Raw genomic sequence first — 14,573 nt, forward strand, 5'->3', positions numbered from 1 at the left:
CAATATACGAGCGACGACTACAAGAAGATGCTCGCCGAACATCGCATCACGAGAAGCATGAGTCGTCGAGCTGACTGCTGGGACAACTCCGTGGCGGAGAGCTTCTTTGGTACGCTGAAGAACGAACTGATCTACAGAAGGCCGTGGTCGAGTCGTCGTGCGGCGCGGGATGCGATCGCGGAGTACATCGAGATCTTCTACAACCATGTCCGGCGGCACTCGACAATAGGCGGCGTGACTCCAGCAAGATTTGAGGAGAAGGCTCTGGCCACGGTGGCCGGGGCTACATAGAAAAGGTGTGCACTTTCAAGGAACAAGGTCAGAGCACCATGATTCCACATGGCCTCGGCTCTGGGGGTCAGGTCAGGGGCCTGATCGCGGAGACGCGCGCTCTTCGAAGAATTACTCGACCGAAGCAGCTTCCGTCTGGAGTTCGAGCAGCTGCTCGCGAAGTTCCTTCAATCTAGCCCGCAGTTCCGACCAGGCTTCCTGACTGTCCGACAGATCCGCACTCCTGCCCATCATTTCGAGACTCTGTGCCGCCTCGACACAGGCATGCGCGCAGAAGTTGGCTACGGCTCCCTTGAGAGAGTGTGCGATGCGTCGCACCGACCCAGCATCTCCAGCCGCCAGTGCGGCGTCCAGAGCCTCGGTCTTGTCGTTCTCCTCGGAGAGGTACACACCTGCAAGAGTTGCGAGCAGCTCGAGATCGTCGGCGACGAGTTCGAGAGCCTCGCTCCTATGAAAAGCGATTTCGCTTTCAGACGTTCTCATGTGCCCTCCGACGCACCTTGCGCATCTCCATCGTGGTCCCAGATATAGCTCGCGCATACACTGCTTCCGTCACCCAGGTAAGTGACGCTCTCACACAGAGTCTGCACCAGGGCGATTCCGCGGCCGCTCTTCGCCCGAAGATCGGAAAGCCAGGAATTCTCCCATTCACCGTAGTCGAATCCGGGTCCGGAATCCTCCAACAGGATCAGCAGCCGACCCCCGGTAGTCCGCGGCTCGTGCTGAAGTTCGATCCGGATCATCCCTTCTGATAGTGCCGCGAGGCGTTCCTCGCGCAACTGATAGTACTTTTCGAAGCCGTCCGGGGTTTGCTTCAAGATCGAATCCAAGCCTAGCAAGCCGTGATCCAGTGAGTTCCGGAACAGTTCGGCCAGGATCGTGTAGATATGTTCGCGGTGTTGCGAGAGGCCCTGGATCTCCGCCAGTAACTGGACGATCAGTGGGAGCGGATCGATAGCACGTAGCGTCTCAACCCCGAATTTGAAATGAGCCTCCCAATCCGCTGCGCGTAGGTCGCCCTCTTTCTCGACCGCTCCGACAGCCAATTTCTCTGGACATCTACCATCGTGGACAATCTCCACCATCGTGATGTCGTCGGTCTGTTCTTCGCCTTCTGTGAAATCCGCGATCGACCGGGAAAGCTGATCGAATGCAGCCTCCGAATCAGGATGCTCACAGTAGATCTTCTCGAGACGTTTCTGGCCAAAGAGCTCTCCATCGGGATTGAAGGCCTCTGCCAGACCGTCAGAGCACGCGAGAATACGGTCGCCGACTTCCAGCGAATGACTCGTCGTACCCGAGTTCGCGCCCAGCTTTCCGACGATTCCGAGAGCCAGATTCCTGGAGGGAATCCGGTGTTTGATTCCACCGTTGACCCCTCGCACCATCGCATCGGGTATGCCTCCGCACCAACTGGTCAACCGATCTTCGCCGATCTCGAGTTGCAGGACGACGCATGCGAAGAACAGGCCGGTGGGAAGGACCTTGTGGAGCTTCTTGTTCATCTCATTGACTACATCGACGATCGAGAAGCCCTTCGCCGTCATGCCATAGAAGACCTCGCACACCAGCGGAGTTCCGATTGCCGCGGAAAGGCCGTGGCCGGTAAAATCGCCGAGCAATACGCGCACGCTGCCATTGGGTGCCGTGGTCACCAACAGCACATCGCCACTGAGAACCGAAGCCGGGGAAACGAGCTTCCGTACATTTCCGATCTCGCTGGTATCCTGATTCACCATTCGGGCGAAAACCTTCTCAGCGATCCTCATATCCTGTTCATTCTGGATCTGGTTCAGACGCAACTCGTCTCGCTGAGTAATCATGGTCTCAGTCATCTGATAGATGCGAAGCTGGGCTGATAGTTTGGCCAGAAGAACCGGATTGCTGACCGGCTTGGAAAGAAAGTCGTCTCCGCCACACTCGATGCAGCGAACCAGCGCGTCCTCATCCAGGGTTGCAGTGAGAAAGATCACGGGTACGAATAGATCTCCCGCCATCCTCTTGATTTCCTGGGTCGCCTCATAGCCGTCCATCACCGGCATTTCGAGATCCATGATCACGGCCTGGGGCCGTTCGCGCTCGAACAGGGCCACGGCCTGTTCACCGTCTTCCGCACTAATGACGTCGTAACTCTCGCGGACGAGGTTCGCACGGATCATCAGTCGGGTCGTCGCCTCATCGTCGACGACGAGGACCTTGAGAGCCTGCGTCGTCGTCATGTCTCAGAGAACTTTGAACAGCTGATCAAAGTTCGCCACTTTGAGGATTTCCATGACCTCATCGCAGACGTTCATGATCTTGATATCAGCCGAATCGTTACCGGCGAACTCCCGAAGCAGGAGAAGCATTCCCAGGGCCGAGCTATCCATATACTCGACTCCGTTCATGTCGACGGTCACGGACATCCCGGGTTTCAACGCGTCGACGTACGCCGAACGAAAGTCACGGTGAACTCCAAAGTCGAAGCGGCCCGCTACGCGGATGGTGAGGTCTGTACCCGATATGCGTGATGCTACTGACTGGCTCAAGGCTCTCGCCTCCTTTTCACTTTCTTCTGATCTCAGAAGAGTTCGATTTCTCCGGCTTCCACCGATTCCTGACTGACGACGCTGCGCAGTTCGGGAGCGTTCGCGTTCGCGAATTCGTCGATCATCGCCTTCAGGTTGACGATCGCATTCGGGTCGTTCTCCAGACCCCCGATCTCTTTTCCCATCTCTTCAAGGAACTTCGTCACGTGCCCTATGCAGGTCTCGCAGTGTTGAGTCAACTGGCGAACGATGTCCTCGAACTGAAGCGAGCGGGTCGCATCGGCGACATCGACCCCCAGCTTCTCACTGAGCACGCTCACGCTAATAACTGAGGTTTCCAGCTGATCATTCGTCTCATTGATCCCGGACAGCATCTCGTTCACTCTCGACTTGGCCTTGAGCGTGCGGTTCATATCCTTGGAAGCAATTTCGCCAATGTATTCTGTCGTGGCGTCGATTGATTCCTTCGTCTCTTTGACAATCAATGCGATCTCCTCGTTGAATCTGTGCGAGCGACGTGCAAGATCGTGGATCTCGTCAGCGACCACGCCGAACCCCTTACCGGCATCACCCGCGTGGGCGGCCTGAATCCGAGCGTTCACTGCAAGCAGAGTGGATTGCTCCGCGAGCTTCGCAGCATCGACGAGCAGAGCATCGATTTTCGCCATGTGTTCATCGATTTCTTCGATGCGGGTCACGCTGCTCATGCTCTCCTTCGAGACCGAGAGGATCAGAGCTACGAACTCTTTCAGGATCTGGTCCGTCTCACTGACGAACTGGAGAAACGTTCCGGCCGAAACACCTTCACCTTCTTCCGCGCTCTGGCTGGCCAGGGTCTCAACGAGGCCGCGAACGAGCGCCGACTGTTCCCGGGCCGTGACTTTGAGACCGGTGAAGCTGGTGGCGAGCGTCGCGACCGCATCACTGATCAGCGACTGCACACGGTCGAGGCTACTTTGAACATCACAAAGAACTCCAACCGCCGCACTCGAGGCATCGGAAAATGCGATAGCACTCTCAGCTCCGTAATCTGATGCGCTGGGCAACTCCGGTATCGGTTCTTCATCCGTCGGCACATCTTCGTGAGTTTCGATGTCGGTAGCTTCCATAGGCTCCGCAACAGCGATATCGATCCCTTCACTCGCGCAGGCCTCATCTAGTCCAACCGGAACCTCATCCACCGCAGGTTGAGCGGATCGAGTCGTTGCCACACCCCACGCAAGTACGACTGCGGCGAGCGCCAGAAGTTGCCAGTAGGAAGCGCCCTGGGAAACCTCCAGGCCCGCGGCCGCAACGCTGATGCTCAGAGCGAGCCAGTGCTTGGACGCGAAGCCATTCATCGATCCGACTCTTTCAGGATCGCGGCAGCAATCTTCTCGAGGGGAAGCACTGATTCGGCTGCGCCGAGCTTCACCGCTGAACCAGGCATGCCCCAGACCAGGCTCGTCTCTTGATCCTGGGCAATGGTGTGGGCTCCGGCGTCCTGCATCTCCTTCAATCCGCAGGCACCGTCGTCACCCATGCCGGTCAGGATTGCTCCCACGGCGTTGGGGCCGAGATTCTGTGCGACAGATCGGAACAGGACGTCGACCGACGGCTTGTGACGATTGACCGGAGGACCGTCGTTCAACTCGCAGACGAAACGAGCCCCGCTGCGACGCACCAGGAGATGGTGCGTACCAGGTGCGATGAAGACGTGTCCGGGCCGGATCTCGCGACCGTTCTGCGCTTCTTCGACCTTCATTCTCGACTCCGCGTTCATTCGCTGCGCGAATGAACCGCTAAAAGAGCCGGGGATGTGCTGCGCAACGACGATGCCCGGAGCATCAGCCGGGAGCTCCTGAAGGATTTCTTTGAGCGCTTCGGTCCCACCCGTAGAAGAACCGATTGCAATCAGAGTGTCTGTGGTGCGGAAGTGCTTCGGACCACTAACGCGCTCGAGAACGGCATCGGCGTTGAGTTTGGGAGCGATACCACGGTCGTTGGAGCGAACTCGTCGAGCACGACGCTCGCTGACTGCTCCGACGCGCGCTGCTCCAGCGATCTTGACCTTCTCGATGATCTCTTCTGCACCTGATGAGAGCCCGGCGGAAACTTCCATCTTTGGCTTGGTAACGAAATCGACCGCTCCGAGTTCGAGAGCCTGAAGCGTGACATCGGCACCCTTCTCGGTCAGCGAGGACACCATCAGAACGGGTATCGGATGCAATCTCATCAGGTTGCTCAAGAACGTGACCCCGTCCATTCGCGGCATCTCGACGTCTAGCGTCAGGACATCGGGATTCAGCGCCTTGATCTTCGCTCTTGCGATGTAGGGATCAGGAGCGGTTCCAACCACTTCGATATCAGGGTCGGAATCGAGGATTTCGGTCAGCAGGGACCTCACGACGGCCGAATCGTCGACTATCAGAACGCGGAGTTTTGCCATCCCCCCCCCTTGCCCTCAGAAGAGTTCAACATCGCCACCGACCGGCTTCTTCTCGAGATCTGACTGGTATGCGCGTTCTCGTCGCTCGATCGTGTCGTTGTTGACGGTACGTAGTTTCATCATCCGCACTTTTCCGGTTTGCGGGAAATAGTAGACCTTGCGCGGGTAGTCATCGCCAAGGTCTTCGCTCAAGATTGCCATCTGTTCTTCACGCAGAAACTCGCGCACGAAACTGATGTTCTGGGCGCCGATATCCGTCATCGTCGCAAGGACTCGACCTCCCCCGAACACCTTGACCTCGAGACGCTTCTTCTCGCCTCCGTACTTGAGAATCTCATTGATCAGCTGTTCCATGGCATAGGTTCCGTAACGCGTAGCCTTGCCATCGTTCCAACTGCTCGATGCGTCCGACTTATTGAAAGGAAGCATGAAGTGATTCATGCCGCCGATCCGAACCGCAGGATCGCGAATACAGGCCGAAACACACGAGCCCAGCACGGTGACTATCGCTTCATCGCATTTCGTCACGTAGAACTCTCCCGGCTTGATCTTGGCCGCGTGTTGACTCAAACGGCGATCCCAGTAGCGGTCGATGTCCGCAAAACCGCGAAGTGCCTTGGGCGGAGCAGGCTTACTCATGCAACCCTACGATAGATATTGCGTCCGCGGAATTCGAAGCGCTTGTTGCTACCCGTCATGCTCTCCGAATGGCCTAGAATAAGTTTCCCGCCGACGGGAAGAAGATCGGCATAGCGATCAAAGAGACGCTCCTGTGTCGGCTTGTCGAAATAGATGATCACGTTCCGACAGAAGATCACATCAAATGGACCGCGCATCGGCCAGCTCTCCATGAGATTGAGCTGGCGGAATTGAATCAACTCCCGAAGCTCAGGTGCCGCACGCGCTGTCCCGGCATTGCTCCCACGCCCCTTCCAGAAGAAGCGCCGTCGGCGTTCCGCCGACACGCCATCGAGTTTGTCGAGCACGTAGACGCCCTTTTTGGCGGTGGCCAGAATATCGGTATCCAAGTCGGTAGCCAGTATCTTGACGTCCCAACGGGGTGATGCCGGAATCGTCTCGCGCAAGACCATGGCAATCGAGTAGGGTTCGGGTCCGCTCGAACAACCTGCGGACCAGATGCGAATTCTTCGTTCCTGGTTCCCCGCCTGCATCAACTCCGGGAGTATGACTTTGGACAGTTCTTCGAAGTGATGATTCTCTCGAAAAAAGGACGTCAGGTTCGTCGTGATCGCGTTGATGAAGGTCGTGGCCTCATCACCTTCTCTGCGCTCGACTAGAGGCAGGTACTCCGAGAAGGAATGGAGCCCGAGTTTCCTCAACCTGCGGGCGAGCCGAGCATAGACCATGTCACGCTTCATGTCCGAGAGCGAAATCCCTGTCCGCTCGATCACGAGGGAGCGGATTTCACTGAAATCGCGATCTGTGAACTGAAACTCGCGCGAGGACTCGGCTGTCATCGGGTACCACCCGGATCCCGTTGCGAAAGGGAATCAATCGGAGAATGTTCGTGAAGGGCTTTCAAGATGTACTTTCGGTCGAAACGATGAGTTCTCACGGGTGCTAGTCGTCGATGTCCAACCATCAGACTTCTTCCGCGGATCCCTCCTCGGCCTCTTCCTCGGTTACCGGCTCGGATTGCACGACACGCGCCAGTTCTTTCGCGCTCAGAATCATGTCGATATCGAGAACGATGATCATCTTCTCGTCCATCGTCGCGAGACCGCGCGCGAACTCGGACTTCATTCCCATGCCGAAATCCGGAGCGGGCTTCATGTGCTCACTACCGATGTTGTAGACATCGGAAACTGCATCGACGACGACTCCCATCACGCGGTGTTCCTCGCCGTCCTCGACCCGCAACACCACGACCACCGTCGTACGTCCGTACTCGACTTCTTCGAGACCAAAGCGGTGACGGAGATCGATGATCGGAACGATCGTGCCACGAAGATTGATCACTCCACGCACATACGAGGGAGTGTTGGGGATCTTCGCGGCCTTCTCCCAGCCGCGGATCTCCTGGACCCGAAGGATATCGACTCCATACTCCTCGCCGGCTAGCATGAAGGTCAGGTACTGGCCCGCATTTTCGTCGACTTCGTGATCTGCGGGAAGTATCTGCGTCGAACTCTCGGCTGCGTTCATTGACTGTCTCCTTGAGCAGCCGAATCACTTTCGGCTGGCTCGGCTACCGCTTCACAGGACCGGGAAACCTCGCCCGTCTTGACTGACGCCTCGGGAATCCGATTCTTTGCGAGTTCGATCAGGCCCGCGATGTCGACGATCAAGGCTACGGTTCCATCACCCAGAATCGTGGCGCCTGCCAGGCCCGGAACATCTCCGAAGTTGTCTTTCAGGCTCTTGATCACGACCTGCTGCTGGCCGAGAAGATCGTCTACCAGCAAGCCTGACTTGCTCCCAGAACCCTCCACCACGACGAGCAGACCGTTGTCGATTCCTTGTCGATCGGGAAGGACATCGAACAGATCGTATAGACGGACGATGGGAATCGCCTCTTCGCGCAGGCGGTAGATCTCGGCAGAGCCAGTGATGACGTTTACGAACTCGGGCTTGATCTGGAGTGATTCGACAATCGAGATCAGCGGAATGACAAAAGTCTCGGAGCCGATTCTTACGAGTTGACCGTCGAGGATTGCAAGGGTCAGGGGCAGTCGAATCGTAAATGTACTACCGACGCCCTTTGTCGAATCAACCGCTACAGTTCCGCCAAGCTCTCTGATGTTTCGGCGCACGACATCGAGACCGACGCCCCGTCCAGAAACATCGCTGACCTTCTCGGCCGTCGAAAAACCGGCCTGGAATAGCATGTCAAAGAGCTGCGAGTCTGTCGGGTTGTCCTCTTCCGTGATCAGACCATTCTTGAGTGCCTTCGCGCGGATGCGATCGGGATCGAGACCTCCCCCGTCGTCGCCCACTTCGATGACGATGTTGCCACCCTGGTGAAAGGCATTGAGAACAATCTTGCCCGTCTCGGATTTTCCTGCTGCAACGCGTTGATCAGGTTTCTCCAGGCCGTGGTCCAGAGAGTTGCGGATCAGATGTACGAGCGGGTCGGCGAGTTTCTCGAGGACCGTCTTGTCGACCTCTGTCGCCTCTCCGATGAGTACCAGTTCGACCCGTTTTCCGAGCTTTTGGCTCAGGTCGTGTACCAGCCGGGGAAAGCGATTGAAGGTGACACTCACTGGCAGCATCCGGATTCGCATCACATTGTCTTGCAGCTCGCGAGTGTTCCGAGCGAGTTGTCCCAGCCCCTCTCGTAGTGCTTCGAGGCGGTTTTCGTCGAAATTATCTCCGACCTCGCCCAACATCGCTTGAGTGATTACGAGTTCACCCACCATGTTGACGAGAGCATCGATCTTTTCGGTGCTGACTCTGATCGATCCACCTCCGGACGCTGCTCGTGCGCCCGACTTGCCAGAACTCTTGGCCGCAGCAGCCTTGCTCGGCTCGACCTTGGCATCCTCGGCGGTGTTCGAATCCGCGTTCGCATCCTCAGTTACAGACTCGACGGTCTTGCTCAGGCACCGGATTTCGAGATCACAGTCCTCCTCGACCCAGGCAAAGACTTCTCGGAGAACTTCCTCGGAGGCATCCGTGCATAGTGAGAGGTCCCAGCTCAGGTAGCAGTCCTCGGGATCCATGTCGTCGAGGCTTTCCAATTCCTCGGGATCAGCCGTTACCTTCAACTCACCGAGGGACTCCAACTCCCGCAGAATCCGCACGGGTTCATTTCCGGTACGCAAGAGATGGCGGTGGGGAGCGAAACGGATTTCCCATTCCGCCTTGGTCCCGTTCGGGGAAGCAGACGCGGGCTCGATAGCGGACTCGACTGAAAGCGATTGCGAAGCTTCTGGAGCGCGTTCCTCGGTCTCCTCCAGCATTTCAAGAAGCTGCCCGGTGATCTCTTCAACCCGGTCTTGATCAGATTCCTTGCCATCCCGCATCGCTTCGATCATGTCGCGGAGGCAATCGGTGGAGTGGAGCAAGACGTCCACGCCTTTTTTCGTCAGCTGGCGGTCACCGGCTCGAATCTCATCGAGAAGAGTCTCAGCGTGGTGTGCAAACCGCGAGATATCATCCAGACCGAACGATCCGCCCGATCCCTTGATGGAGTGAATCGCCCGGAATATTGCATTGATCTGTTCCGAGTCGGGCTGGGCAATATCGATTTCCAGCAGGCTCGACTCCATCGCCTCGAGACCTTCCGCGCTCTCCTCATAGAAGTATCCGAGGAGTTGGGCGCGTCGGTCTTCGTCGCTAGTCGTCATGCCACAGATCTCCCAGGCGACGGTCTCTAGTTGAGAACCTTTTTCATGGTCGCGAGCAGCAGAGCCGGATCGAAAGGCTTGACGAGCCAACCTGTAGCGCCGCGGCTTTTGGCCAGACTCTTCCGTTCAGGATCCGTTTCGGTCGTCAAGACAAGGATGGGCGTAAACTTGTAGGTACCCAGCTTTCGCAATTCCTCGACGAGAGTAAGACCGTCCATGTTCGGCATGTTCACGTCTGTAATGACGAGGTCGACACTCTTTTGTTTCGCAACACCGAGAGCTACGACGCCATCCTCAGCTTCGACGACCTGGTGGCCGGCATCCTCGAGAGTGCCACCCACGAGCTTTCGCATGGAAACTGAGTCGTCGACGATAAGCACGTTGGCCATCAGAACCTCCGATCAGTTCACTACCGGTGTTGGCACGTCCGGCAGTCCCAGAAAACGCGATACATCGAGAAAAGCTGCGGTGTCGCAAAGAGAGTCAGAAGGATCCGCCCAGCGCACTCCCATTTCCTGCCGCTCCGCATCGCGCGAGAAGGAAATGAGCACCTGAAGCGCCGCGGTATCGACCCTGTCGACGGCCGATGCATCGACGACGACCGGGCAACCTGCATCGAGTGCGGTCGAAAGGCGTTCGCGAAGCTGTTTGGCCGCAGAGACATCGAGTGTTCCGTCGAGCGTGACCCGTGTTTCTTCAGATGCGTCATTCATGGGAGGAGGGCCTCTGGAAATTCAATTGTCTTCACATATTTCGGATATTTACGGAATAGCTTTACAGAGATGGTGGACGGCTCCTGCGTGCCACGCAGCTCAATAGATCGGAGGCGAGGCTATTCGCTCGTGTCTACGCCTGAGCTGTCAAGCGCATTGGAGTCGTCGACTTCTCGATCGCCTAGCGGCCGAGGTACTGCGCACAGGAAGGCGGTTTCCCGCTGCAGGCAAGCGGAGGCGGGGAATGCCAGTCGGGGGTTTCGGCCTGTGCCTCCGCCACTTCCCAGAGCCCAAAGGATCCGACTTCCGCACGCAAGATCAGCAGCGGGGAGCTCCGAAAGGCGAGTCGATCGCGATTGCGATCACTTAGAAGGTAGCGCGGACGCTTTTCCTGAATGAAGCGCTCTTGCCACTCAGACGTGTCGAGGTCGACGGGCAAGATCATTCCATGATTCCCGCACCAGAGAGCAACGCTCCACGGGTCGCTACTGGCGACGCGGGCGGCGGAATCCATCAGCGGGCAGAGTGCCGGAGCGAGGCGAGAAAAACTGGGTTGGTAGTACTCGATCGTTCCGTCCCGCTGATACTTCGTCCATTCCCGGCCCGCTTGCTCGAGCACGGTGGGCAGCGGACCTGCGGCCAGCACACCAGCGATCAGCAATGCAGGCGAGAGATGCAGGAAATGGCAGAGGTGAGTATTGGAAACACGCTTCTCCAGCCAACGCGCTGCGTCGTCAAGCGCGGCCACGCCACACAGCCCTGCCGCAATCACCGACAGGAGCGCATGGCGCACACCATCGAAGCCCCCGTACATGATCACGACTACGCTGCTGAAGCCCAGGAGTGCGAACGCGACGACTCGCAAGTCGATGGCATCCCGTCGCGGGCGCAGAGCGTTGATCAGGCCGAACGGGATTAGCCAGCCGACACGCAGGTAGAGAACATCATTGAACAGCAGTGCAGAGAGCTGCCGGATGCGCAGACCGATCTGAGCCTGGATACGCTCGAAGTTCTGGTTTACGAACTCGAACGAGCCGATGAACTCCTTCTTGTAGTGAAAGAGATCATCCCAGTGGAACATCTCGGCCACCACTCCGTAGCCCTGATAGGGAGCCAGTCCGGTAGCTGCGCGAACCACGAGATGGGTCCCCAGGAAGAGCGCAGCGCATCCCGCCACATAGAATTGCAAGCCGCGATGGCGCAATGAATTGCGCCATCCGAGTTGCCAGACGACGGCAACGATCACAGCCAGCGCCATCGCCGATAGATTGGGCCGTGCCATCCACGCCAACCAGGTGAGAAACGCGCACAACAGCCCACCGCACAGCGAACGCGCGACACCTGGCGCGCTGGCGACCACCGCCAGGAACAGCCCTGCGGCCAGGATCTCGGTCCAGGGAAAGCGGGCCAGGAACAACCAACCGGGCGAGAGTCCGATCAAGGCCCCCGCTGCGATCGCGGCGGGCAGGCGCATGAAACGTCGCGCGCAGATCACGGTACCTGCGCTGGTAATCCCCGCGATCAGCCCCTGCAACCAGACGATGGTGGAGACCTTTGCGCCGAACCAGAGCGGCAGCGCTGCCACAATCGATACCAGCGGCGCACGAACCGCCATGGCCGGAAGTGGCGGGTCTGCGTCCAGATAGAAATACCACTGAATGGGGTCGACCCACCCCGCTCCGTAGATCCAATGCTGGGCGATCAAGAGATGTTCGATCGCATCGGGGCTCAACCACCAACGCGCGAGCGCCGTCGGGAGCACGATCGCGAATGTGGCGCCGCCCAGAAGGGCCGCGCAGATGGCCGTTGCGATGCGGTCGCTCATCCGAACAGCCTACGCCAGAGAGGCCCGCTCTTGTACGGTCGATCCGAAAACACGATTTCCCATCACGTATCCGGCTCGCGTAGACTCTCCTGTCATGATCACCCGCATTCTTTCGATTCTAGGTCTGACCATCGTCATCGGGTTCGCAGGGATCTGGCTGCTGGGACGCGGCTGGCTCGTGACTCCGCACGGTCCGGGAACCGTGACGGTTGAGCCGATTCCCCCATCCCTGATCACGAGTCGCTCTCAAGCGCAGAGATCCGCAGCCAAAGGAATCGGCGTCGCCAATCCCGACCAGATCGTATTCGGCGATTTGCACGTACACACCACCTACTCCTTCGACGCGTTCATGATGAGCTTGCCGCTCGCGGGCGGGGACGGGGCTCATCCGATCGCGGACGCGTGCGACTTCGCCCGCTATTGCTCCGAACTCGACTTCTGGTCGATCAACGACCACGCGCTGGCCTCGACACCCGAGCGCTGGGAAAAGACCGTCGATTCCATTCGCCAGTGCAATGCCGTATCGGGAGACTCCAGAGAGCCGGACATGGTGTCCTACCTGGGTTGGGAGTGGACCCAAGTCGGAAACAGCCCGGCGAAACACTACGGACACAAGAACGTGATCTTGCGCGATCTGGAAGACGATCGGATTCCGGCGCGACCGATCGCCGCATTGCCGCCCACCGATCGCATTGCCGATATTCCGACCTTTGGTCTTGGCGCCTACGCTGCAGCCAAAGCGGGTAGCGGTGGAATGGAGCTCGCCCGCTATCTGCAGGACACGGGCCGTGTGCCCGCTTGCCCGGGCGACGTGCCCGTGCGCGATCTTCCCCTGGACTGTCGAGAACAAGCCGGTACGCCAGCGGAGCTGTTCGCGAAACTCGACGACTGGGGACACGAGGCTCTGGTCATCCCGCACGGTACGGCCTGGGGTTTCTACACTCCTCTGGGATCGAGTTGGGACAAGCAACTCACGGCCGAGCAACACGACCCGGATCGTCAACGACTGGTCGAGGTGTTCTCGGGACACGGAAACTCCGAGGAATACCGCGATTGGCGCGAGATCACCTTTGAAGCCGGGGGCGGAAACTCGTGCCCGGGTCCCACCAAGAACTATGAACCGAGTTGTTGGCGCGCTGGAGAGATCATTCGCGAACGCTGCATCAGCGCAGGCGAAGAGGCCAAAGAGTGCGAGCGACGCGCCGTACAAGCCCGGCAACACTTCGTCGACGCGGACCTGAACGGCGGTGCCTCGACCGTTCCGGACGCAAGTATCCAGGACTGGCTCGAAGCGGGACAGTGCACAGATTGCTTTCAGCCCGCATTCAACTACCGTCCAAAGAACTCGGTCCAGTACATGATGGCACTCGGGCGCAAGACGCCGAGCGGTGACCCGCTCCGCTTCCGCTTCGGCTTCATGGCTTCCAGCGACAACCACTCTGCTCGACCCGGAACGGGCTATAAGGAAGTCGCTCGCAGCGAGTTCACGGAGGCGCGCTTCAGCCACTTTTCGGACACGCCGCTCGGAAGCAAGCCCGACGAGGAACCCGAAGCCCATTCGAAGCCATGGGATCCGGAACGTGCGCAGGCGCTGTTCGGCGTCTGGGAGGCCGAGCGTCAGGCTTCGTTCTTCCTGAACGGCGGACTTGTAGCCGTGCACACTCCGGCCCGCGACCGCGAATCGATCTACGCGGCAATGTCCCAGAAGCGAGTCTATGGAACGAGTGGACCGCGTATCCTGCTCTGGTTCGATCTGCTCAACGCGCCCAAGACGAAGGATCGACTGTCGATGGGTAGTGAGACCAGGATGAAGGAGGCGCCGATCTTCGAGGCGCGCGCAGTCGGCTCTTTCGAGCAGAAGCCCGGCTGTCCCGACTACGCTACCTCAGCACTCTCTCCGGAACGCCTGCAACGACTCTGTCAGGGAGAGTGTTACAACCCATCGGATCGCCGCCGACAGATCTCCCGCATCGAAGTCGTGCGTGTTCGCCCGCAACTGAACCCCAACGAGCGGGTCGAGACCTTGATCGAAGACCCCTGGCGCGTGTTCGAGTGCTCCGATGACCTCAGTGGCTGCAGAGTGGTATTTACCGACGACGAGTTCCGTAGCGCAGGCCGCGATGCTCTGTACTATGCGCGGGCAATAGAAGTACCGAGTCCAGCGGTCGACGCCGACCCCCTACGCTGTGAACGCGACGCAGAGGGGCGCTGCTTGACCGTGAGACCTTGCATGGATGAAGCGGTCGAGGACGAATGTTTGTCGTCGACCGAGGAGCGCGCCTGGTCTTCGCCGATCTTCGTCGACTTCGAGCGCTAGTCTCCATGGTGTAAGAAATACGGGCTAGGGAACCTCTGCACAGGGAGGCTGCGGCTGCGAAGCGCGATGCATCCGCCTGCGCTGCGTCGCGCGACCCTCTGCAGATCTACGGATCTGCGATCGGATCACGCTTCTTGCTCAGGCGGCGACTCCCGCTTCTC

General features: G+C 58.6%; 14 protein-coding genes. 2 read left to right on the forward strand and 12 right to left on the reverse strand.

What is annotated here, in order from left to right; all coding sequences use genetic code 11:
* On the forward strand, positions 1-291 hold a 291-nt coding region (locus GY725_10780), incomplete at its 5' end, for a transposase (protein MCP4004670.1).
* 111 nt (positions 292-402) lie between these two features.
* Here GY725_10780 and GY725_10785 read toward each other — a convergent pair.
* The 12 genes from GY725_10785 to GY725_10840 all read right to left on the reverse strand — a co-directional run bounded on the left by GY725_10785 (position 403) and on the right by GY725_10840 (position 12,095).
* Positions 403-774 carry a hypothetical protein gene (locus GY725_10785; protein MCP4004671.1) on the reverse strand — a complete coding sequence of 124 codons (372 nt, stop codon included), beginning with the start codon at positions 772-774 and terminating at the stop codon, positions 403-405.
* Entirely contained in the window at positions 771-2,510 is a 1,740-nt protein-coding gene (locus GY725_10790; GenBank protein MCP4004672.1) for a SpoIIE family protein phosphatase, read from the reverse strand. Before GY725_10790 ends, GY725_10785 begins: the two co-directional genes overlap by 4 nt.
* 3 nt (positions 2,511-2,513) lie before the next feature.
* Positions 2,514-2,819 carry an STAS domain-containing protein gene (locus tag GY725_10795; GenBank protein ID MCP4004673.1) on the reverse strand — a complete coding sequence of 102 codons (306 nt, stop codon included), beginning with the start codon at positions 2,817-2,819 and terminating at the stop codon, positions 2,514-2,516.
* A 32-nt stretch (positions 2,820-2,851) separates the two neighbouring features.
* Positions 2,852-4,159 carry a hypothetical protein gene (locus GY725_10800; GenBank protein MCP4004674.1) on the reverse strand — a complete coding sequence of 436 codons (1,308 nt, stop codon included), beginning with the start codon at positions 4,157-4,159 and terminating at the stop codon, positions 2,852-2,854.
* Positions 4,156-5,247, reverse strand: a complete 1,092-nt coding sequence (locus GY725_10805) for a chemotaxis response regulator protein-glutamate methylesterase (protein MCP4004675.1) — start codon at positions 5,245-5,247, stop codon at positions 4,156-4,158. Before GY725_10805 ends, GY725_10800 begins: the two co-directional genes overlap by 4 nt.
* 15 nt (positions 5,248-5,262) lie before the next feature.
* Complete coding sequence (gene cheD / locus GY725_10810) at positions 5,263-5,886, reverse strand: chemoreceptor glutamine deamidase CheD (GenBank protein MCP4004676.1); 624 nt, start codon at positions 5,884-5,886, stop codon at positions 5,263-5,265.
* On the reverse strand, positions 5,883-6,725 hold the full coding sequence (locus GY725_10815; GenBank protein ID MCP4004677.1) for a protein-glutamate O-methyltransferase CheR: 843 nt from the start codon (positions 6,723-6,725) through the stop codon (positions 5,883-5,885). Before GY725_10815 ends, cheD begins: the two co-directional genes overlap by 4 nt.
* Before the next feature lie 124 nt (positions 6,726-6,849).
* A complete protein-coding gene (locus GY725_10820) occupies positions 6,850-7,413 on the reverse strand; it encodes a chemotaxis protein CheW (GenBank protein ID MCP4004678.1) in 564 nt (187 codons plus the stop codon).
* Positions 7,410-9,557 (reverse strand): chemotaxis protein CheA, encoded by a 2,148-nt coding sequence (locus GY725_10825; protein ID MCP4004679.1) that lies wholly within the window; start codon positions 9,555-9,557, stop codon positions 7,410-7,412. The genes GY725_10820 and GY725_10825 overlap by 4 nt, the downstream gene beginning before the upstream one ends.
* A 26-nt stretch (positions 9,558-9,583) precedes the next feature.
* Complete coding sequence (locus GY725_10830) at positions 9,584-9,946, reverse strand: response regulator (GenBank protein ID MCP4004680.1); 363 nt, start codon at positions 9,944-9,946, stop codon at positions 9,584-9,586.
* Between the two features lie 12 nt (positions 9,947-9,958).
* Positions 9,959-10,270 carry an STAS domain-containing protein gene (locus GY725_10835; protein ID MCP4004681.1) on the reverse strand — a complete coding sequence of 104 codons (312 nt, stop codon included), beginning with the start codon at positions 10,268-10,270 and terminating at the stop codon, positions 9,959-9,961.
* A 181-nt stretch (positions 10,271-10,451) separates the two neighbouring features.
* Positions 10,452-12,095 (reverse strand): hypothetical protein, encoded by a 1,644-nt coding sequence (locus GY725_10840; protein ID MCP4004682.1) that lies wholly within the window; start codon positions 12,093-12,095, stop codon positions 10,452-10,454.
* A 94-nt stretch (positions 12,096-12,189) separates the two neighbouring features.
* On the opposite strand from GY725_10840, the gene GY725_10845 reads away from it, so the two are divergent.
* Positions 12,190-14,412: a DUF3604 domain-containing protein gene (locus tag GY725_10845; protein MCP4004683.1), complete on the forward strand. Its 2,223-nt coding sequence runs from the start codon at positions 12,190-12,192 to the stop codon at positions 14,410-14,412.
* The last annotated feature ends 161 nt before the right edge of the window (positions 14,413-14,573 follow it).

The sequence above is a fragment of the bacterium genome (assembly GCA_024226335.1).
Taxonomy (GTDB): domain Bacteria; phylum Myxococcota_A; class UBA9160; order SZUA-336; family SZUA-336; genus JAAELY01.